The following is a 20,887-nucleotide window of genomic DNA, read 5'->3' on the forward strand; positions in this document are numbered from 1 at the left end:
GGCCGTTCCTCTGCCGGTCGCGGGCTTGGAACTTGGCGATCCCCGCGTTTGGCCTGTGCGTCGCCGCGCGTCGGCTGTCGGCTGGTCTCTCGGTAGGTGATGTGGTTTGGGGCGCGCCTGTTGTCCGCGGTTGTTCTGCGCTTTGTGTGGTGTCGTCGGCTGCGTCGCTTGTTCGATGTCGCGTGTTGGCGTGCGTGTGTTGCGGCGTTTCTTGGGCTCACGTGGTTGTGGGTGTGGTTTTTTGCCAGGTGGCCAGTTGGTGGGGGGTTGGGGGGTTGGCGCCTTCTTGGGTGCAGGTGTAGGTGGCCGCGGCGGTGGCGTGGTCGAGGAGGGACTCCACGTCGTCGGCGGAGAGGGTGCGCAGGGCGCCCACGCGGGCGCCGCCCAGGAGGTTTTCGGTGTTCAGGGTGTGCAGCAGGGCGCCCATGAAGGCGTCGCCGGCGCCGACGGTGTCGGTGACTTCGGCGGGGGGCGTGCCGACGGCGACGGTCTGGTGTTCGGTGAGGGCGGTGGCGCCGTCCCGGCCCTCGGTGACGACGATCAGGGCGGGGCCGGTCTCGCGCCAGGTGCGGGCGACTTCGATGGGGGCGACGTCGGGGTAGAGCAGGGCGAGGTCGTCCTCGCTGGCCTTCACGACGTCGCAGAGCGGGACAATCGTCTCCAGGCGCGTGCGGACCGCGGCGATGTCGCCGCAGATGCCCGCGCGTACGTTCGGGTCGAGGGTCAACGTGACCGCGCCGCGGGCGTGTTCGCGCAGGATCATGTGCAACAGGGCGGCCCCGCCGGGTTCGAGGTGCAGGGCGACCGAACCGACGTGCAGGGCGCGGACGTCGGCGTCGAGCGGGTCCGGGAGTTCGTCGCCGGTCCACAGCCCGTCGGCGGTGCCGGTGAACCAGAAGTCGTAGGACGCCCGGCGTTCGTCGTCGAAGGAGACGACGGCGAGGCTGGACGGTTCGCGCGCGTCGACGAGGTAGCGCGCCGAGACGCCGTCCGCGGCCAGGCGCTCGCGGACGCGTCGGCCGAAGGCGTCGGCGCCGATGCGGGCGACGAGTGCCGTCGGGGTGCCGAGCCGTGCCGCCGCGATCGCGGTGTTGGCGGGGCCGCCGCCGAGAATCGCCCGGTAGTCGCCGGGGGCGTCCGGGAGCGGGACGAGGTCCACGACGTTCTCGCCGACGACGGCGATCGGGACGGTGGCGCCTGCGGGGGTGGTCATGGGTTCCGTCCGGGGGTCTCGCGGGCCTGTGGCGGCGTGTTGGACGTGCGTTCGGACCGATCCGCCTGCCCGGGCCCCGGGAGGGCTCTGGGGGCTGCTGAGGGCCGCCGGACGGCTTTTGTCGCGTTCATCGTCGCACCGGAGGCCGCGTCGGGAGTGGCCGAAACGCGCCGGGGGACAAAAGCGAACCGGCGGCCGGAAAGGCCGCCGGATCCGTGGGCTTACGACACCGACCCGCCAATGCTCGCCTCTCGGCAAGTGGTCCCTCGTAGGGACTAATGGTTGGGCCCGGGGGCTTGGATCGAGCCGGTGCCATGAACAGAGTAACCGAACGGGCGGTGAGCGGAAGAAGGAAGCGGATCGGATTTCCGGGGTGCGCGCGGTGTGTTCATCCGACCGCGGAACGAGACGGCGGCGTCCGGGACATCGGTGGTCGTCGCTCGCCTCGGCGAGGTGAGACGATCGTCCCCGGTGCCGCGCCATGGCACCGGAACTCGCCGAGGAGACAGCTTCATGCCCGCAGCGCCGAGCGCTTCGTACTCGATCACCGCCCGCCTGGAAGTCCCCGCCGGGGGGCTGTCCGTCAGCCGGCTCACCAACACCGTGGAGTCGGCGGGTGGTTCGGTGACCGGCCTGGACGTCACCGCGTCCGGGCACGACAGACTCCGCGTCGACGTGACCATCGCGGCGTCGTCGACCGATCACGCGGAGTCGCTGGTCGAGGCGCTGCGTTCGATCGAGGGCGTATCCCTCGGCAAGGTTTCGGACCGCACGTTCCTCATGCACCTCGGCGGCAAGATCGAGATGCAGGCGAAGCACCCGATCCGCAATCGCGACGACCTGTCGATGGTCTACACGCCGGGAGTCGCCCGCGTGTGCCTCGCGATCGCCGAGAACCCCGACGACGCACGCCGCCTGACGATCAAGCGCAACACGGTCGCGGTGGTCACCGACGGGTCCGCGGTGCTCGGGCTCGGCAACATCGGTCCGAAGGCCGCGCTGCCGGTCATGGAGGGCAAGGCGGCGCTGTTCAAGCGCTTCGCGGGGATCGACGCGTGGCCGATCTGCCTGGACACGCAGGACCCCGACGAGATCGTGCGGGCCGTGCAGATGATGGCCCCGGGCTTCGCCGGCATCAACCTGGAGGACATCTCCGCGCCGCGCTGCTTCGAGATCGAGCGGCGGCTGCGCGAGTCCCTCGACATCCCGGTGTTCCACGACGACCAGCACGGCACCGCGATCGTCGTCCTCGCCGCGCTGACCAACGCGCTCCGCGTCGTCGGGAAGAAGATCGAGGACGTCCGGGTCGTGATGTCCGGTGCGGGCGCGGCGGGTACGGCCATTCTCAAACTGCTGCTGGCCGCGGGTCTCGCGCACGTCGTGGTCGCGGATGTGCACGGCGTCGTGCACGACGGCCGCGACGATCTCGGCAACGACCTGCGCTGGATCGCCGAGCACACCAACTCCGAGCGCCTGACCGGGAGTCTGAAGGAGGCCGTGGTCGGCGCCGACGTGTTCATCGGTGTCTCGGCGCCGAACGTCATCGACGGCGACGACGTGGCGCGCATGGCCGACGGGGCGATCGTGTTCGCGCTGGCGAACCCCGAGCCGGAGATCTATCCGGCGGTCGCGCAGGAGCACGCCGCGGTGGTCGCCTCCGGGCGCAGCGACTTCCCCAACCAGATCAACAACGTCCTGGTTTTCCCCGGGGTGTTCCGCGGCCTGGTCGACGCGCAGAGCCGCAGCATCACGACGGACATGCTCCTCGCGGCGGCACGCGCGCTCGCGTCGGTGGTGACCGACGACGAGCTGAACGAAAGCTACATCGTGCCGAGTGTGTTCCACCCGGAGGTGTCGAACGTCGTCGCGGCGGCGGTGCGCGATGCCGTTCTCGCCGAGCGGGACGGGAGTCTGGCGGACCGTCAGGGCGGGCGGTAGTCGTACCGTCACATGTATTGGTGTGCGGAGCCCGGCGTTTCGCGCCGCCGGGTTCCGCGCTTCGGTGCGGCCACGGAAGTTCGCGGTCGGCTTTCGGAAGCCCCCCGCTCAGTTGGTGTCGCACATCCGCCGGGGTGGTGTGACGGTGATGAGTGATCGTGGCCGTATGGTCGGGGTGTGGCGGGTGCGCGCAGGCCCTGGCCGGGCACGTAATCTGCCGCGAACCGCCAAATCGCGGGCTTTTCTGCGTGATTCGGCGTGTCCCTGATTAGGTTCCGGGCCCGGATACGTGCAGGATTCGTCCCCGGGGCAAGAACAGCGAGTTGGAAAGACCACGGGAGAGACACATGAACCGCAGTGAGCTGGTGGCCGCCCTCGCGGAGCGTGCCGACGTCACGCGCAAGGACGCCGACGCCGTGCTGAACGCCTTCGCGGAGGTCGTCGGGGAGATCGTCAGCAAGGGCGACGAGAAGATCACCATCCCCGGATTCCTCAGCTTCGAGCGGACGCACCGCTCGGCGCGCACCGCGCGCAACCCGCAGACCGGCGACCCCATCGAGATCCCGGCGGGTTACAGCGTGAAGGTCTCCGCGGGCTCGAAGCTCAAGGAAGCCGCGAAGGGCAAGTGACCGAGCGACACGGCCTGGTGCGGGTAATGATCCTGGTCGGAGAATGATCCCAAGCCGACGCGCGAGCTGACTCCTTCGAGCCGACTGCCGTCAATCCCGGGCGTGTTCGGAACGGACACCACACATGCGAAGGGCGGTTCCCCGACCGGGGAACCGCCCTTCGAGCACACGGAACCGGCCGCGTCAGGCGACGCCTTCCTTGACCGGCTGCGGGAGTTCGACGCGGGCGCCGAGAGCGTCCAACTTGGCGTGGAAGCCCTCGTACCCCCGGTTGATCAGGTCGATGCCGTGGACCCGCGAGGTGCCCTCGGCGGCCAACGCCGCGATGAGGTACGAGAATCCGCCGCGCAGGTCGGGGATCACCAGGTCGGCGCCGTACAGCTTGGCCGGGCCCGAGATCACCGCGGAGTGCTGGAAGTTGCGCTGGCCGAACCGGCACGGCGTCCCGCCCAGGCACTCGCTGTAGAGCTGGATCGTCGCACCCATCTGGTTGAGCGCCGACGTGAAGCCGAGCCGGCTCTCGTACACCGTCTCGTGCACGATCGACAGCCCCGACGCCTGCGTCAGCGCGACCACCAGAGGCTGCTGCCAGTCGGTCTGGAAACCGGGGTGCACGTCGGTCTCCAGCGCGATCGCGCGCAGCCGCCCACCGGGGTGCCAGAAGCGGATGCCGTCGTCCTCGACCTGGAAGGCCCCGCCGACCTGCCGGAAGACGTTCAGGAACGTCATCATGTCGAGCTGCCGCGCGCCGCGCACGAACACGTCGCCCTGCGTCGCGAGCGCCGCACACGCCCACGACGCGCCCTCCAGGCGGTCGGGCAGGGCCCGGTGCGTGTAGCCGCCGAGGCGTTCGACGCCGGTGATCCTGATCACGCGGTCGGTCGCCACCGAGATGATCGCGCCCATCTTCTGGAGCACGCAGATGAGGTCTATGATCTCCGGCTCCACCGCCGCGTTGCGCAATTCGGTGGTGCCTTCGGCGCGCACCGCGGTCAGCAGGACCTGCTCCGTGGTGCCGACACTGGGGTACGGCAGTTCGATCTTCGCGCCGTGCAGTCCGTTCGGGGCCTCCAGGAACAGCCCCTCGGGCCGCTTGTCGACCGTCGCGCCGAACTCGCGCAGCACGTTGAGGTGGAAGTCGATCGGGCGGTCGCCGATGCGGCAGCCGCCCAGGTCGGGAATGAACGCGCGCCCGATGCGGTGCAGCAGGGGGCCGCACAGCAGGATCGGAATCCGGCTCGACCCGGCGTGCGCGTCGATGTCGGCGACGTTGGCCAACTCGACGGACGAGGGGTCCATGACCAACTCGTCGGCCTCGTCGCCCTCGTACACGGCGACACCGTGGAGTTGCAGAAGTCCGCGCACAATGTGCACGTCGCTGATGCCCGGCACGTTGCGCAGGCGGCTGGGTTCCTGGCCGAGCAGGGCCGCGACCATCGCCTTGGGCACCAGGTTCTTGGCGCCCTTGACGCGGATCTCGCCCTCGAGCGGGGAACCACCGTGAACGAACAACACGTCGTCTTGCATGTCTCTCGCGTTCCTGGAGGGGAAGGGCGTTCGGCAACAGCGAACAACGGTACGCGCTCGGCGGCCCGGAACGCGCATTGTCGGCCGCTCGGAGGGGAACGGGATGCCGAATGGGCCAGGTGCGTGCGCCGGGTGTACCAACCGGCCGGGGCCACGGGTGAACCGTCCGGTTGCCGGGCGTCGCGGCGCCGGATCCGGTGGTGGTCCGGACAGCGTCGCGGCCATGCAGGATCATGGGCGCATGACCGAGGCCTCGCTCACCGGACGGCTCCTCGTGGCGACCCCCGCGCTCACGGATCCCAACTTCGACAGGTGCGTGGTGCTCGTTCTCGACCACGACGAGGAGGGCGCGCACGGCGTCGTCCTCAACCGGCCCACGCCGGTCGACGTCGACGACGTGCTGGACGGCTGGGCGAAGGCGGTCGCGGCACCGGCGGTGGTGTTCCAGGGCGGGCCGGTGTCGATGGACTCGGCGCTGGCGATCGCCTCGGTGCCGGGCGGCGGCGAACCGGTGGGTTGGCGGCGGGTGTTCGGGGCGCTGGGCCTGGTGGATCTGGACGCGCCGCCGGAGCTGGTCGCGGCCGAGTTCGGGGCGATGCGGGTCTTCGCGGGCTACTCGGGATGGGGCCCGGGCCAGTTGGAGGGCGAGCTGACCGACGGCGCGTGGTACGTCGTCGACTCCGAGCCGGGCGACGCGTTCAGCCCGGAGCCGGAGCGGCTGTGGCGCGCGGTGCTGCGGCGGCAGCGGGGGGAGCTGGCGATGGTCGCGACGTATCCCGAGGACCCGACGCTCAACTGAGGCCGGTGCGGGCTCGGGCGGGGCGGGGGTGCGGCGGTCACCGACGCTCGTGCTTGATGGCGCCACCGACGCTCGTGCTTGATGGCGGCCACCGACGCTCTGCTCGATGGCGGCCACCGACTCCGCGGGGTGCTGCGGTACGGGCTCGGCGGTGTGCGGCCCGCGCATAGAATCGTGGGATGAGTACTCCGCAGGACTACCCCGAGCCCGAGCGCGGGACAGGTACGGGGACGCTGATCGAGGAGACCCCGCAGGTCTCGCACGGCGACGGCGACCACGAGCGCTTCGCGCACTATGTGCAAAAGGACAAGATCATGGAGAGTGCCATGTCCGGCACTCCGGTGATCGCCTTGTGCGGCAAGGTCTGGGTGCCCGGGCGCGACCCCAAGAAATATCCGGTGTGCCCGATGTGCAAGGAGATCTACGAGACCATGGGCGCCGGCGGGGGCGACAAGGGCGGCGACAAGGGCGGCGACAAGTAACCGCCTGATCCGGCGGGCATACGGGCCGCCGCCTCCCCGCGCACCGCGGGGTGAGCCGCGTCGAGCGGCACCGTCTCACGGGTCCGTGCCCCACACATGCGTTCGGCACAGTAGCGTTGTCCCGCTGTGAACGAAGCGATCATGCTGCCGCATTCGCTCGACGAGGCCGTGCACGCGTTGGCCCGTGGGCCTGCCGTACTCCCGGTGGCAGGCGGCACCGACCTGATGCCGCGCGTCAATGCCGGGCTGCTGCGCCCCCGCGCGCTCGTCGGCCTGTCCGGGCTCGCCGAGCTGCGGCAGTGGCAGTACGAAGGCCGCCGCCTGCTGATCGGTGCCGGGGTCACCTGGGCGCGGCTCGCGGGGCCGGACCTGGCGGCTCTCGTACCGGCGCTGGCGACCGCGGCACGGCAGGTCGGCACCCCGCAGATCCGCATGATGGGCACCCTCGGCGGCAACCTCGTCGCGCGGACCCGTGAGGCGGACGCGGTGCCCGTCCTCGCCGCCTTGGAGGCCACCGTCTCGGTGCTGTCACCGGGCGGCGTCCGTGAGTTCCTGTGCGACGCCGCTCCGGCGGCGCGGCTGCTGCCCGGCGAGTTGATCACCGGAGTCCGGCTGCCGGTGCTGCACGGCCCGCAGGAGTTCCTGAAGGCCCGCACGGCGGCGGGTTTCCACGCGACGCTGGCCTTGGTCGCGGACCCGGCGGCCCGGGGCGTACGCTGCGCGGTCGGCGGCGTGCGTCCGGGGGCGGAGCGGACGCCCGGAGCGGAACGCTGGCTGGCCGACCGGGTGGACTTCGGCACCGGGCGCCTCGTCGATCCGGAGGCCCCCGCCCACTTCGGCGCGCTGGTCGCCGAGGAGTTGTCCCCCGGCGAGGGGTCGCGGTCGACGCGGGCGTACGAGGCGCGCGTGGTCGCGGCACTGGCGAGGCGTGCGGCGGAAAGGGCTTTCGCGGGATGAGGCGATGCGGGCGGGAGACGGTGTCCCGGCGACGGGGGCCGCGGGCGTGTGCGGCGCGTTCGGGCGGGCGCCGATGACCGTGCCGCCGACTCCCGGCTCCGGTGAATCGGCCGATCTCGCGTCCGACCTCGCGTTCGGTGCGCCGGCCGTGGATCCCACCGGCCCGGCGGTGCCGCTGCCGGTGCCCTTCGACGGTATCCACCCCCAGACCCACCCGACGGGCCACGGGACCGCGTACCCCGCGCCGGGGGGCGGCTACGACACGTACGGCACGTACGACACTCACGACGCTCACGGCACGCATGACACATACGGCGCGTACGACCCCTACGACCCCGGCGCGGGGTCGGAGATCGCGGCGACATCCGGCTTCGGGTTCCCGGTGCCGCGGCCCGCCGTCGCTCCCGCGCCGGTGGCGGACGTCGGCTACCCCGTCTCGGAAGCGTCTTTCGCCGCACCGGAGTTCGGGACCGGAACGGAAGGGGCGGCCGGGTCTCTCCCGTCGTCTGCGCCGCCGATCGACCACGCGGCCGTCGGCGTCGCACCGGCCGTCGAGGCGGCCGGAATTCCGTCTCTCGCACCCGAGTTCGCGTCGTTGGACGCCTCCGGATCCGGTGCGGTGCCCCCGCCTCCCTCGTCGACCGGGCCCGCGTCCCTCGCGCCCGTGTCCGAGCCCCCGCCGCTGCCGCCCGTGCGGCACGCGTTCCCGGTGAGCGACGCGCCCGGCGGCCCGGTGGTTTCGTACACGATCAAGGTCAACGGCACGACGCAGGTGGTCGATCGGGCGTGGCTCGGGGAGAACCTGCTCCAGGTCCTGCGGGAGCGACTGGGCCTGCCCGGGGCGAAGGACGGTTGCGGGCAGGGGGTTTGCGGCACGTGCACGGTCCTCGTGGACGGCGCCCCGGCGGTCGCGTGCCTGGTGCCCGCGGCGACCGTCGGCGAACGCGCCGTCACCACGATCGAGGGCGTGTCCGCGCAAGGCGGGCCGGCCGCGGCGATCCGGCAGGCGCTGATCGAGCACGGCGCGGTGCAGTGCGGCTTCTGCGTACCCGGCATCGTGATGAGCGCGCACGCGCTGCTCGCCCGGCTTCCGGGGGCCGACGAGGCGACGATCCGCCGCGCGCTGGCCGGCCACCCCTGCCGCTGCGTCGGACCCAACCGCATGGTGGCCGCGGTCTGCGCGGTCGCCGCCGGCCAGGCCACCGAGCCCGCGGCGTCCCTCTTCGAGCCCGCCGACGCCCCGGAGCCGCCCGCATGACCGCGACCGTCGAACGCCCCGACGCCGTCGCCAAGGCCCAGGGCCGGTTCTCCTACACCGCCGACCTGTGGGCGCCGGGCATGCTGTGGTGCGTGCTCGTGCGCTCGCCGCACCCGCACGCGCGCGTGCGGGGCATCGACGCGTCGGCCGCCTACGCGGTCCCCGGCGTGCACGCCGTCGTCACGGCGGCCGACCTGCCTCCGGACGCCTACCACGGCACGGTGGTCGCGGACTTCCCCGTCCTCGCCGCGGACGTCGTGCGGTTCGCGGGCGAGGCCGTCGCCGCGGTCGCCGCCGAATCGCCGCACGCGGCCCGGCTCGCGGCCGAGGCCCTGCACGTCGAGTACGAGCCGCTGGAGGCGAGCCTCGACCCCGAACAGGCGTTCTCCGGGCCTTCGTTGCATCCCGACGGCAACGTCTTCCGGAACGTCGCGCTGCGGCACGGCCGTCCGGTCCAGGCGCGCCCGGACGGCTCGCCGATCGACGAGGTCGTCGTCGAGGGCCTGTACGACATCGAGGCCCAGGACCAGGCCAACCCCGCGACCGACGCCGTTCTCGCCCTGCCGTGCGCCGACGGCGGCATCGAACTGCACGCGTCGACCCAGTGGCCGCACTCCGACCGGGACCAGGTCGCGCAGTGCATCGGCCTGGCGCCGGGCGCGCTGCGCATCATGCCGACGGGTGTGGGCGGTTCGACCGGCATGCGGGAGGACGTCGGGCTCCTCGCCGTCGTCGCGTGGCTCGCGTCGCGTACCGGACGCCCCGTCAAAAGCGTCGTGGACCGCGCCGACGCGATCAGCCTGGGCGGCCACCGGCACGCGACGCGCCTGAAGTACACCCACCGGGCGGACAGCAACGGCCGGTTGCTCGCGGTCGAGGCGCAGATCGTGCTGGACGGCGGGGCGTACGCGACCACGTCGCCCGAAGTCGTCGGCCGGCTCGCGGGATGCGCGACGGGCCCGTACATGGTGCCGCACGCGGTCGTCGACGTGTGGGCCGTGCGCACCAACAACCCGCCCGCGGGGACGATGCGCGGACCGGGCGTGACCCAGGTGTGCTTCGCCTACGAGGCCCAAATGGACAAGCTGGCCGCCGCGTTGGGCATGGACCCTGTCGAGCTGAGGCTGCGGAACGCGCTCAGCCAGGGCACCATGCTGACGACCGGTCAGGTCCTGGAAGGGCCCACCCCGGCGGGGGAGTTGCTGCGGGCCGTGGCCGAAGCCCCGGCACCCGACGCGGAGTCCGTGCCGGGCCTGCGCCGCGGCACCGGATACGCGCTCGGGCTGGTCCCGTTGCTCGGCATCGAGGGCGCCGACGACTCCGCCGCCGCCACCGTACGCCTCGACCACGGCGTGGTGACCGTCACCTGTGCGGCGGTCGAGGTCGGCCAGGGATTCACCTACCTGGTCCGGCGGATCGTCCACGACGCGCTCGGCGTCCCGGACGCCATCGTGCTGCCCGCCGGAACCGCGCTGCCCAGTGCGGGGCCACCCGGCGTCGGCCGGCACACGATGCTCACCGCGGGCGCGGTCGACGAGGCCGCGCGAGACATCCGCGCCCGGCTTCTCGCGCCCGTGGCCGCGCAGTACGGCATGACCGCCGCGCTGCTGGAGGTGCGCGACGGCCGCATCGTCTCCTACGACGGTCTCGTCGACCTGCCCGCGTCGCTCATCACCGAGGGCATCGAGGTCGCGGCCACCGCCGGGGCGTGCCGCGCGCGGCACACCGAGCCGTTGGACGACGCGGGGCAGGGCGACGCCTATCCGGCGGTCGCGTTCGCCGCGTACCGCGTCGTCGTGGACGTCGACCCCGACACCGGCGCGGTCCATGTCGTCGACGTCACCGGCGCGTACGACGCGGGCCGCGTCCTGGACCGCACGCAGGCCCTCGCGCGCGTCGAGGGCGCGGTCACCCTCGGAATCGGCCTGGCCCTCACCGAGGACCTGCCCGCGGCCCGCCTCCACGGACCCACCGCGTGGGCGCAGCCGACCTCGCTCGACGTTCCGCCGGTCCGGGTCGCGCTGTGGCACGAGGAACCGGATCCGGGGAGCCCGCTGGGTGCCAAGGGCCTCTCCGACGCCGCCCTCACCCCCGTCCCCGCCGCCATCGCCGCCGCGGCCCGCGATGCCACCGGCCTGGAGCTGCCGAGTCTTCCCCTCAAGCCGAGGGCGGTCGCGATGCGGCGGCCCGGCCTCCGGGCGTGAGCGGGCGGCCGGGCGCGACGGCCGGGTGCCCGGCCTCGGTCGGGCGTCCGTGAACTCTTCGAGAAGGTGTTCGAGGAATCACGCGCCGGATCGCCCGGCGCGTGCCCGAAAAGTCATGAACAGCCGTCAATTGCCCGGGCGTATCGGCGGCGTCGCCGGCCGGGGCGGTTCCGCGGCTCGGGTAGCCTGAGCCGTTCCCGTTCGTCGCCGGGAAGCCATGCGGCCCACGCGCCGGAGGCTCCCGCATGACCGCCACGACCTCGTCCGAGCCACCGTGCGACCCGGAGCGCTTCTTCCGCAGTGACTACTTCAGCCGCGTCTCATCTGTCCCCCGCGTTCCCCGCCCGCGCGCCCTGGGGGACCGCCGGCAAGTTGCGTGCCTGGCAACAGGGCGCTCTCGACGAGTATCTGGCGCGCGAGCCGCGCGACTTCCTCGCGGTGGCGACGCCGGGCGCGGGCAAGACGACGTTCGCGCTGCGGATCGCGTCGGAGCTGTTGCACCGCCGCGTCGTGCAGCAGCTCACCATCGTCGCGCCGACCGAGCACCTGAAGAAGCAGTGGGCGGAGGCGGCGGCCCGGATAGGGATCCGGATCGATCCGAACTACTCGGGCTCGTCGGGGCCCGCGAACCGCGAGTACCACGGCGTCGCCGTGACGTACGCGGGTGTCGGCGTCCACCCGATGCTGCACCGGCGCCGCGTCGAGAACCGCAAGACGCTGGTCATCCTCGACGAGATCCACCACGCCGGCGACAGCAAGTCGTGGGGTGACGCGGTCTTCGAGGCGTTCGAGCCGGCCGCGCGGCGCCTCGCGCTCACCGGCACGCCGTTCCGGTCCGACACCAACCCGATCCCGTTCGTGTCGTACGTCGAGGGCTCGGACGGTGTTCGGCGCAGCGCGGCCGACTACACCTACGGCTACGGCCACGCGCTCGCCGACCACGTCGTGCGTCCGGTCATCTTCATGTCCTACTCCGGCGAGATGCGCTGGCGCACGAAGGCCGGGGACGAGGTCGCGGCGAGCCTCGGCGAGCCGATGACCAAGGACGCGATCAACCAGGCGTGGCGTACCGCCCTCGATCACCGCGGCGCGTGGATACAGCAGGTGCTGCGGGCCGCCGACAAGCGGCTGACGGAGGTGCGCAAGGCGGTCCCGGACGCGGGGGCGCTGGTCATCGCGACGGACCACGAGTCCGCGCGGGCGTACGCCAAGATGATCCGCGAGATCACCGGGCACCGCGCCACGGTGGTGCTGTCCGACGACACGGGCGCCTCGCACAAGATCGAGGAGTTCGCCGAGGGCGACGAGCGCTGGATGGTCGCGGTCCGCATGGTCTCGGAAGGCGTCGACGTGCCTCGGCTGATCGTCGGGGTGTTCGCGACGACGATCTCGACGCCGCTGTTCTTCGCGCAGGCCGTCGGCCGTTTCGTCCGGGCCCGGCGCCGCGGCGAGGTCGCCTCGGTGTTCCTTCCGTCGGTGCCGACGCTGCTCCAGCACGCGAACGAGATGGAGGTCGAGCGCGACCACGTGCTCGACCGGGAGAAGAAGGGCGAGCAGGGCCTCCACGACGAGGAGGACGCCCTGCTGGCCGACGCCAACGCCGAGAAGGACACGCCCGGGGAACTGGAGCAGTTCGCCTTCGAGGCGCTGGAGAGCGAGGCCCGCTTCGACCGGGTGCTGTACGACGGCGCCGAGTTCGGGCTGCAGGCGCACAGCGGGAGCGACGAGGAAGAGGAGTACCTGGGGATCCCGGGGCTCCTCGAACCCGACCAGGTGCAGATGCTGCTGCAGAACCGCCAGGCGCGGCAGCTCGCGCGCAGCCGCAGGAAGCCGGACGAGGAGGCCGACCTCTCGGAGAAGCCCGCGGCTCAGCGCCCGGTGGTGACGCACCGTCAGCTGTCGGGGCTGCGCAAGGAGTTGAACACCCTGGTCGCGGCGTGGCACCACCGCAGCGGCCAGCCGCACGGGGTCATCCACAACGAGCTGCGCCGGGTCTGCGGCGGCCCGCCGATCGCGCAGGCCTCGGCGGGGCAGATCCAGGACCGGATCACGAAGTTGCAGCAGTGGGCCACCTCGGGCAGCCGGTGACCGGATTTTCTCGCGACTTTGCGGGGGAATGCGCGACGATTTCCTGCTGATCGGTTCCCTGGGTGGAAGACCTGCGGTCGATCGCGAGCCCGCGCGTGCCGTGCGCCGGCCGTCGCCGGTCTCCGCGCGTCAACCCGCGCGGGCGGCTCCGGTTACCGGACGGTAAGCACGCCATGCGGACGGTCGGGCGTCCGCATCATGAGATCAACGTCCGCACCCGCGGGCCGGAAGTCATTGAGAAAAGCGGCATATGACCGACTTTATTGCGGTCTCATCCTGGGGATCACCTGAGATTCCGTCCACATTCCGGAAACTCGCTTACCTGCGGCGTGACCCCGAATTACCGTGTCTGACATCGCCTGGCGGTGGACACAGCGGAGTGGGTGGCCGCCGGAACACCGCAGCGGAGCCGGTGGCCGCCGAACACGACAGCCCGGTACCGCGGCGACACCGCCCACCTCCCGGGTGGGCGAGACCGACGAGTTGACCGCGCGACCGACACCAAGACCTGGTGCCGCGCAGCAGCATCGCGACCCGGCGTCCGCCACAGGCACGCCCGGCGTCGCGCCGGTGGGGACTCCCGGGGACTTCGTCACCCCGGGGGTGCAGAGCACGCGCGCAATGGAGGCTTCTCGTGGCCGCGGAGACATCACAGACCCTGGACCGAGGGCTCAAGGTCCTCGAACAACTGGCCGACGCCCCCGACGGGCTCACCGTGCCCGAGATCTCGGCGGCACTCGGCGTCAACCGCACCGTCGTGTACCGCATCCTGGCCACCCTCGAACAGCACAGCCTGATACGCCGCGACACCGGCGGCCGTACGCGTCTGGGCCTGGGCACGCTCCAACTCGCCCGCCGCGCCCACCCGTTGGTGCGCGACGCGGCCGTGCCGTGCCTGCGCCGGCTCGCCGAGGAGACCGGGGCCACCGCGCACCTGACCATCGTCGACGGCCTGGACGCCCTCGCGGTCGCGGTCGCGGAGCCGACCTGGACCGACTACCACGTGGCCTACCGGGTCGGTTCGCGGCACCCGCTCGAACAGGGCGCCGCCGGGCTCGCCATCGTCACCGCGCGCCGGGCCCGCGCCGGGCTCGACCCGGACGTCCCGTACGTCCACGTCCCCGGCGACGGACACCGCTCGGCGCCCGGTATCGCCGCCGCCGTCCCGGCCCTGGCCGGTGTCGAGGCCAGCGTCGGCGTGCTGTCCTTCAGCGAACTGGACGGCGAGCGCTTCGGACCACGCGTCGCGGAGGCGGCGCTCGAACTCGCCGAAACCCTCGGCGGGGGCGCGGCGGTGCCGTCCCCGCGCGAACCCCTCGACGCGGAAGGCGCCGCGGGCGCGGTCCCGGCCGTGTGACGGGACGGGCGGCGGCCCGGTCGCCCGGTCGGCGGAGTCGGCGCGCTGATTTAATTCCTGCGTGGCCCGTTCCAAGCGCAACATCGCCGTCTCCCTGCTGCTGGTCGTGATCCTCGGCGTCTTCGCGTTCGCCGTGCCGCTGCCGTTCACGACGATCACGCCGGGGGAGACCACGGACGCGCTGGGGACGGACAGCGCCGGGGTCCCCGTCATCCGCATCGACGGGGCGACACCGCGGCCGACCGAGGGCAAGCTCCTCGTGGTCACCATCCGGGCCGTGAACCCGGACGAAAAGGTGTACCTGACCGACCTCTTCGAGGCCTGGTGGGACTCGGACGAGGCGGCCGTGCCCAAGTCGTCGGTGTATCCCGCGGGCAAGTCGACGCGGGAGATCACCGAGGAGAACACCCAGGCGATGGTCGAGTCCCAGGACAACGCCTCGATCGCCGCGCTGCGTCACCTCAACCTCGACCCGAACCAGGTCAAGGTGCAGCTCAACCTGGCCAACGTCGGCGGCCCCAGCGCCGGGCTGATGTTCTCTCTCGGCATCGTCGACCAACTCGGCGACACCAACCTCACCGGCGGCCGGATCGTCGCGGGCACGGGCACGATCGACATGGACGGCAAGGTCGGCCCGGTCGGCGGCGTCGAGATGAAGACGAAGGCCGCCAAGCGCGACGGCGCGACGGTGTTCCTGCTCCCCAAGGACGAGTGCGGCAAGGCGGAGAAGGCGGCCCCCGGCGGCCTGCGCCTCGTCCCCGTCGACACGCTCACCGGCGCCATCGACGCCCTGTCCGCGCTCCAGAGCGGCGGCAAGGTCCCCTCCTGCTGACCGGGCCCGCCCGGACGCCTCACTCGCCGGCGACCGCGGAGTCCACCAGCGGCAGCACCCGGTACGGCACCGGGTTCTCCAGCGCGATCGCCGTCGAGGCGCGCTCGATGCCCGCGAACCCGACCACGCGGTCGATCACCCGCTGCAGATCCGCGTTCGACCGCGCGACCAACCGGCACAACATGTCGCCGTGCCCGGTGATCGTGTGCAGCTCCAGCACCTCCGGGATCGCCGCCAGATGCGCGCGTACGTCCCCGCCGCGCCCCTGCCGGATCTCCAGCGTCGCGAACGCCGTCACCGCGTAGCCCAGCGCCGCGGGATCCAGGTGCGGCCCGAACCCTCGGACGACGCCGCGCGCGTGCAACCGGTCCAGGCGCGCCTGCACCGTGCCGCGCGCGACGCCGAGGCGCCGCGAGCACTCCAGGACGCCCAGCCTCGGCTCCGCGTCGAGCAACCTGATCAACGCCGCGTCCAGCCGGTCCACCGCCACGCTGCTCCCCATCTGGTCATGCTGTACAGATCAACCGCTTGGTCCGGCAGAAGACTGTACAGATTGCCCGGTCAAGATCGCACCTGTTGCGCAGTCTGTCCGGCCGGGCGAGTCTCGGAGATGAGCCGCGGGCCCCACCACGGCCCACCGCCGACGGCGGCCCACACGCGACCGAACCCGGGAGCCGACATGACCGAGATGCTGCACCGCGCCGAAGCCGGGAACACCGCACGCGAGCCCTTCCCCGTCCTCGGCATGGACGCGGTCGTCTTCGCCGTCGGCAACGCCCGGCAGGCCGCGCACTGGTACTCCACCGCGTTCGGCTTCCGCTGCGTCGCCTACTCCGGCCCGGAAACCGGCAACCGCGACAGCGCCTCGTACGTCCTGGAGTCCGGCGAGGCCCGCTTCGTCGTCACCGGCCCGCTGCGGCCCGACACTGACCTGGCCCGCCATGTGGCCGAGCACGGCGACGGCGTGATCGACCTCGCGATCACGGTCCCGGACGCCCGGGCCGCGTACGCCTTCGCCGCCGGGCACGGCGCGACCGGCGTCGAGGAGCCCGTCGAGCTGCGCGACGACCGGGGCACCGTCGTCCGCTCCGCGATCGCCACGTACGGCGTGACCCGCCACTCGTTCGTCGACCGGCACGACTACGCGGGCCCCTACCTGCCCGGATACGCCGCGCGCGAGCCCCTCGCCCCCGCGCCCGCGACACCGTGGGTCACCGGCATCGACCACTGCGTCGGCAACGTGGAACTCGGCCGGATGAACGACTGGGTCGAGTTCTACCGGCGCGTCATGGGCTTCACGAACATGCGCGAATTCGTCGGCGACGACATCGCCACCGAGTACTCGGCACTGATGTCGAAGGTCGTGGCGGACGGCACCCGCAAGGTCAAGTTCCCGATCAACGAGCCCGCGCCGGCCAGGAAGAAGTCGCAGATCGACGAGTACCTGGAGTTCTACCGCGGCCCCGGCGTGCAGCACATCGCGCTGGCCACCGACGACATCGTCGCCACCGTGCGCGCGATGCGCGACGCCGGAGTCGAGTTCCTCGCCACACCCGACACCTACTACGACGCGCTGGGCTCGTGGATCGGCGAGACCCGCGTGCCGGTGGACACGCTGCGCGAGCTGAGGATCCTCGCCGACCGCGACGAAGACGGCTACCTGCTCCAGATCTTCACCAAGCCGGTGCAGGACCGCCCCACGGTCTTCTTCGAGATCATCGAACGGCACGGCTCGCAGGGCTTCGGCCTCGGCAACTTCAAGGCCCTGTTCGAGGCCATCGAGCGCGAACAGGCCCGCCGAGGCAACCTCTGAGACGCCCGAATCGGGCCACGCCGCGGCTCCCGCACGGGCGTTCCGCGCCCCCCGACCCGTGCGGGGCGCCGCGGCGTACGGCAAGATTCACGTCCATGGCGTCGCCCCACGACTCGATACCCGCGGCGGGCTGGTATCCGGACCCGGAACTGCCCGACCATGTCTGCTACTGGGACGGAGCCGCCTGGGACCCCGAATCACGGCGCCCGGGCGCGGAGTTCGAGGACGCGCAAGGGCGCATCATCCAGGGCGAGGTGCTCGCCGCCGAATCCGTGCCGCTCGACCAGGTCGACGCCGCGGAGGCCGACGCGGAGGGGGCGGAGGGGGCACCGGAGGCCGCGACCCCGGGGACCCGCGCGCAGAGCCGTGCGCGAGGCCGCGGCCGGGGCAAGGGCGGTCGCGGCCGAGGTCCGGAGGTGTTCATCCCGTCGCCGCGCCAGGAGGCCTCCGGGGTGCGGCGTCTGCCCCCCGCGCCGCTGCCGCGCCGGTTCCTCGCCCGGCTCACCGACCTGATCGTCCCGCTCGCGGTCGGCGTCGGCGTCGCCTTCGCCACCGTCCCGTCCGCGCTCGACCACCTGCGCGACAAGATGGAGCGCGTCCGCTACGAGGGCCGCACCGAGACCGTGTGGCTCATCGACGGCACGACGACGCTGGCCGCCGTGTACGTCCTCGCCGCCGTCCTCGCCGCGATGTTCGTGTACGAGGTGATCCCCACTTGGCTGCGCGGCCGTTCGGTCGGCAAGACCCTGTTCGGACTGCGCGTCGTCGACGTCGGCAGCCACAAGACGCCGGAGCTGGGCCAGGCCGTGCGGCGCTGGCTCGTCCTCGGCCTGCCCGGGCTGCTGGTGGTCGGGCTGATCGGGGTCGTGCGCGGTGCGTTCGACCTGCCGTGGCGCCAGGGCTGGCACGACCTGGCCGCGAACACGTTCGTCGGCACCGAGCGCTGACACCCGCCGCCACACGGCTTGCCCTCGAACGGACGATTAGCCGAAAGGCCTAAATCGGTCGTCTTTACTGGCGCCCATGACCAGCAGCGAACCGCCGGACCACGACCCTTTCCGGAAGGAACCACCCGGTCAGGACCCGCCGGGAGAACCGTCGTACGGCCCGCCCCCCGGGGCCGGCGGGCCCTCGTACGGCGATCGGCCGTACGGGCAGCCTCCCTACGGGCCGATGCCGCCCCCGCCCGGAGGCCTCGAAAGCGGCCCCGGCCCCGGCTACGGCCCCACGCTCGCCGGCAGCGGCAAACGGTTCCTCGCGCGGATCGTCGACCTGCTGGTCTACCTCGCGTTCAGCTGCGCGATCGGCTTCGCGTTCATCGGATCCGATCCCGACGACGTCGGCTTCGGCAAGGAGGCCGCCGCGGGCGCGGTCGCCGCCGTCGTCTACTTCTTCTACGAAGGCCTCATGCTGAACAACAACGGCCAGACGCTCGGCAAGATGGCCACCCGCATCCGTGTCGTGCGCGTCGCGGACGGCGGACCGGTGCAGGGCCCCCCGGCCTGGACCCGCGCGGCCGTCTTCGCGCTGCCGCTCGCCGTGCCGTGCGTCGGATTCGTCTTCTGGGTCGTCAACGTGGTGTGGCACGTGTGGGACCGCCCGTGGCAGCAGTGCCTGCACGACAAGGCGGCGCACACCACCGTCATCGCCCTGTAGGGCTCATCGTCGGACTTCCGGTACCGGCCCGGAGCGGCCCCGGGCCGCGACGCCCGCGTGTCGCGGCCGGACGGTGCCGGACGGGAACCCGACGACCGCTCCCGTCCCGCCGCACTCACGCCACGACCGGCTCGCCGACCAACTCCACGCCCGCGCCGCGCATTTCGTCCAGCGCCCGCCGCGTCGTATCGGCCGCCACACCCGCCGTGAGCGACAGCAGCACGCGCGTCGCGAACCCCTCGCGCACCGCGTCCAGCGCCGTCGCCTTCACGCAGTGGTCCGTCGCGATCCCCACCACGTCGACGCCGGTCACCCCGTGGTCGCGCAGCCACGCGGCCAGCGTCGTGCCGTCGGGCGCCGTGCCCTCGAAACCGCTGTACGCCGCCGCGTGGGCGCCCTTGCGGAACACCTCGTCGATCTCCCCCGCGGCCTCGGCGGGGGCGAAGCCCGGGTGGAAGTCCGCACCCGGGGTGCCCGCGACGCAGTGCTCGGGCCACGACGCGACGTAGTCCGGCTCGGGCGAGAAGTGCCCGCCCGGGTCGACGTGGTGGTCGCGTGTCGCCACGACGTGCGCGTACGCGGGCGTGTCGGCGGACACGTGCACCGGGTCCGGCGGCTCGTCGGCGGGATTGGCCGCGACCAGGCCGCGCACCGCCGCGGCGACGTCCGCGCCGCCGGCGACCGCGAGGCTCCCGCCCTCACAGAAATCGTTCTGGACATCCACGACGATCAATGCCCGTGTCATGGTGCCTCCCTTCCCGGGAACTCCCGGTCGGTTGTGGGGTCATTCGTAGACGGTCGGCAACACCGGCTCACCGCGGGACAACTGAGTCGCGGACAACGGCAGCTCGGCGCGCGCCCGCTCGTGCCGCCGCCGGGCGTCGGCCAGCGGCTCGCGGCCGACCGCCTCGCCGCCGAGGATCAGCGGGACCAGCAGCTCGCGCCGATCCGGCCCACCGGCTCCGGGCGCCGTGCGCACCACCTCCGCCTCCGCGACCCCCTCGGCGTCGTACACCCGCAGCGCGGTCTTGCGGCCACCGTGGCTGGGCTTGCCGGGGGATCTTTTCGCGACGGAGACCAGCGGCGCGTCCGGCGCGTCGGACTCCGCCCGGGCGACCAGCTTGTAGACCAGCGACGCGGTCGGGTGGCCGCTGCCGGTGACCAGTTGCGTCCCGACGCCGTACGTGTCCACCGGGGCCGCACGCAGCGCCGCGATCGCGTACTCGTCGAGGTCGCTGGTCACCACGATGCGCGTCTTGTCCGCGCCCAGCTCGTCCAGCTGCCGCCGCACCCGGTGGGCCAGCAGCAGCAGATCGCCGGAGTCCAGCCGTACCGCGCCCAGTTCGCGCCCGGCCAGCTCGACCGCCGTCCGGACCGCCTCGGCGACGTCGTACGTGTCCACCAGCAGCGTCGTGCCCCGGCCGAGCGCGGTGATCTGCGCCTCGAAGGCGTCGCGCTCGCCGTCGTGCAGCAGCGTGAACGCGTGCGCGCTCGTCCCCGCCGTCGGGATGCCGTACGCCTGGCCCGCCCGCAGGTTGGAGGTTCCGGCGAAGCCGGCGACATACGCCGCGCGGGCGGCGGCCACCGCGGCCTGCTCGTGCGTGCGCCGCGACCCCATCTCCAGGCAGGGCCGCCCGGCCGCGGCCGACGTCATCCGGGACGCCGCCGCGGCGACGGCGCAGTCGTGGTTGAGGATCGACAGGATCAGCGTCTCCAGCAGCACCGCCTCGGCGAACGTGCCCTCGACGACGACGATCGGGGACCCCGGGAACCAGCACTCGCCCTCCGGGTAGCCGTGCACGTTCCCCCGGAAGCGGTAATCGGCCAGCCAGTCCAGCGTGCGCGGCCCGACCACATCGGCCTCGGCGAGGAAGCGCAGCGTCGCGTTGTCGAAGCGGAAGGCCTCGATCGCGTCCAGGAGCCGGCCGACACCGGCGATCACGCCGTACCGGCGGCCTTCCGGCAGACGGCGGGCGAACACCTCGAAGACCGACCGCCGGTGCGCGGCGCCGCTGCGCAGCGCCGCCTCGAGCATCGTCAGTTCGTAGTGGTCGGTCAGCAGGGCCGTGCTCTCGGCCGGCAGGGCGGTGCCCGCGGCGGCGGCCGGTGTCCCTATTGCGTTCATACGAGCGAG

At 72.5% G+C, this 20,887-nt stretch carries 17 protein-coding genes and 1 pseudogene; 13 read left to right on the plus strand and 5 right to left on the minus strand.

The annotated features are described in order from the left end of the window. Positions 1-217: 217 nt before the first annotated feature. Positions 218-1,213: a carbohydrate kinase family protein gene (locus tag LO772_RS21950; protein WP_231773741.1), complete on the minus strand. Its 996-nt coding sequence runs from the start codon at positions 1,211-1,213 to the stop codon at positions 218-220. A 513-nt stretch (positions 1,214-1,726) separates the two neighbouring features. On the opposite strand from LO772_RS21950, the gene LO772_RS21955 reads away from it, so the two are divergent. Then, positions 1,727-3,151: an NAD-dependent malic enzyme gene (locus LO772_RS21955; RefSeq protein ID WP_231773742.1), complete on the plus strand. Its 1,425-nt coding sequence runs from the start codon at positions 1,727-1,729 to the stop codon at positions 3,149-3,151. Positions 3,152-3,498: 347 nt separating this feature from the next. After that, positions 3,499-3,780: an HU family DNA-binding protein gene (locus LO772_RS21960; RefSeq protein WP_231773743.1), complete on the plus strand. Its 282-nt coding sequence runs from the start codon at positions 3,499-3,501 to the stop codon at positions 3,778-3,780. A 183-nt stretch (positions 3,781-3,963) separates the two neighbouring features. Here the strand turns inward: LO772_RS21960 and murA are convergent, their stop codons facing one another. After that, positions 3,964-5,307, minus strand: a complete 1,344-nt coding sequence (gene murA / locus LO772_RS21965; RefSeq protein WP_231773744.1) for a UDP-N-acetylglucosamine 1-carboxyvinyltransferase — start codon at positions 5,305-5,307, stop codon at positions 3,964-3,966. A gap of 241 nt (positions 5,308-5,548) precedes the next feature. Here murA and LO772_RS21970 point away from each other — a divergent pair, with 241 nt between their 5' ends. The 8 genes and pseudogenes from LO772_RS21970 to LO772_RS22005 all read left to right on the plus strand — a co-directional run bounded on the left by LO772_RS21970 (position 5,549) and on the right by LO772_RS22005 (position 15,284). Then, positions 5,549-6,106, plus strand: a complete 558-nt coding sequence (locus LO772_RS21970; protein ID WP_231773745.1) for a YqgE/AlgH family protein — start codon at positions 5,549-5,551, stop codon at positions 6,104-6,106. Between the two features lie 179 nt (positions 6,107-6,285). Continuing rightward, positions 6,286-6,588, plus strand: a complete 303-nt coding sequence (locus LO772_RS21975; protein WP_231773746.1) for a DUF3039 domain-containing protein — start codon at positions 6,286-6,288, stop codon at positions 6,586-6,588. A gap of 141 nt (positions 6,589-6,729) precedes the next feature. Beyond that, entirely contained in the window at positions 6,730-7,545 is an 816-nt protein-coding gene (locus LO772_RS21980; RefSeq protein WP_231779669.1) for an FAD binding domain-containing protein, read from the plus strand. A gap of 4 nt (positions 7,546-7,549) precedes the next feature. Then, on the plus strand, positions 7,550-8,803 hold the full coding sequence (locus tag LO772_RS21985) for a (2Fe-2S)-binding protein (protein WP_231773747.1): 1,254 nt from the start codon (positions 7,550-7,552) through the stop codon (positions 8,801-8,803). Beyond that, positions 8,800-11,007: a xanthine dehydrogenase family protein molybdopterin-binding subunit gene (locus LO772_RS21990; protein WP_231773748.1), complete on the plus strand. Its 2,208-nt coding sequence runs from the start codon at positions 8,800-8,802 to the stop codon at positions 11,005-11,007. Before LO772_RS21985 ends, LO772_RS21990 begins: the two co-directional genes overlap by 4 nt. 300 nt (positions 11,008-11,307) lie before the next feature. Beyond that, positions 11,308-13,095 (plus strand): DEAD/DEAH box helicase, encoded by a 1,788-nt coding sequence (locus LO772_RS21995; RefSeq protein WP_231773749.1) that lies wholly within the window; start codon positions 11,308-11,310, stop codon positions 13,093-13,095. Positions 13,096-13,729: 634 nt separating this feature from the next. Beyond that, a pseudogene (locus LO772_RS22000) lies at positions 13,730-14,374 on the plus strand (IclR family transcriptional regulator); the annotation flags it as partial. A gap of 139 nt (positions 14,375-14,513) precedes the next feature. Beyond that, entirely contained in the window at positions 14,514-15,284 is a 771-nt protein-coding gene (locus LO772_RS22005; protein ID WP_231773751.1) for a S16 family serine protease, read from the plus strand. Between the two features lie 19 nt (positions 15,285-15,303). Here LO772_RS22005 and LO772_RS22010 read toward each other — a convergent pair whose 3' ends face one another. Continuing rightward, positions 15,304-15,774 (minus strand): Lrp/AsnC family transcriptional regulator, encoded by a 471-nt coding sequence (locus tag LO772_RS22010; RefSeq protein ID WP_231779670.1) that lies wholly within the window; start codon positions 15,772-15,774, stop codon positions 15,304-15,306. A gap of 189 nt (positions 15,775-15,963) precedes the next feature. Between LO772_RS22010 and hppD the strand changes: the two genes are divergently transcribed. The 3 genes from hppD (at position 15,964) to LO772_RS22025 (ending at position 18,753) form a co-directional block, all read left to right on the plus strand. Next, positions 15,964-17,097, plus strand: coding sequence for a 4-hydroxyphenylpyruvate dioxygenase (gene hppD / locus LO772_RS22015; RefSeq protein ID WP_231773752.1), 1,134 nt, complete (start codon positions 15,964-15,966; stop codon positions 17,095-17,097). Between the two features lie 95 nt (positions 17,098-17,192). Then, positions 17,193-18,044, plus strand: a complete 852-nt coding sequence (locus tag LO772_RS22020; RefSeq protein ID WP_231773753.1) for an RDD family protein — start codon at positions 17,193-17,195, stop codon at positions 18,042-18,044. Positions 18,045-18,120: 76 nt separating this feature from the next. Further along, positions 18,121-18,753, plus strand: coding sequence for an RDD family protein (locus tag LO772_RS22025; RefSeq protein WP_231773754.1), 633 nt, complete (start codon positions 18,121-18,123; stop codon positions 18,751-18,753). A gap of 115 nt (positions 18,754-18,868) precedes the next feature. On the opposite strand, the gene LO772_RS22030 is transcribed toward LO772_RS22025, so the two are convergent. Both LO772_RS22030 and LO772_RS22035 read right to left on the minus strand, forming a co-directional pair. Next, on the minus strand, positions 18,869-19,498 hold the full coding sequence (locus LO772_RS22030) for an isochorismatase family protein (protein ID WP_231773755.1): 630 nt from the start codon (positions 19,496-19,498) through the stop codon (positions 18,869-18,871). Between the two features lie 39 nt (positions 19,499-19,537). Continuing rightward, positions 19,538-20,878, minus strand: coding sequence for a nicotinate phosphoribosyltransferase (locus LO772_RS22035; RefSeq protein WP_231773756.1), 1,341 nt, complete (start codon positions 20,876-20,878; stop codon positions 19,538-19,540). Positions 20,879-20,887: the final 9 nt, after the last annotated feature.

This window comes from Yinghuangia sp. ASG 101 (assembly GCF_021165735.1).
Taxonomy (GTDB): Bacteria; Actinomycetota; Actinomycetes; order Streptomycetales; family Streptomycetaceae; genus Yinghuangia.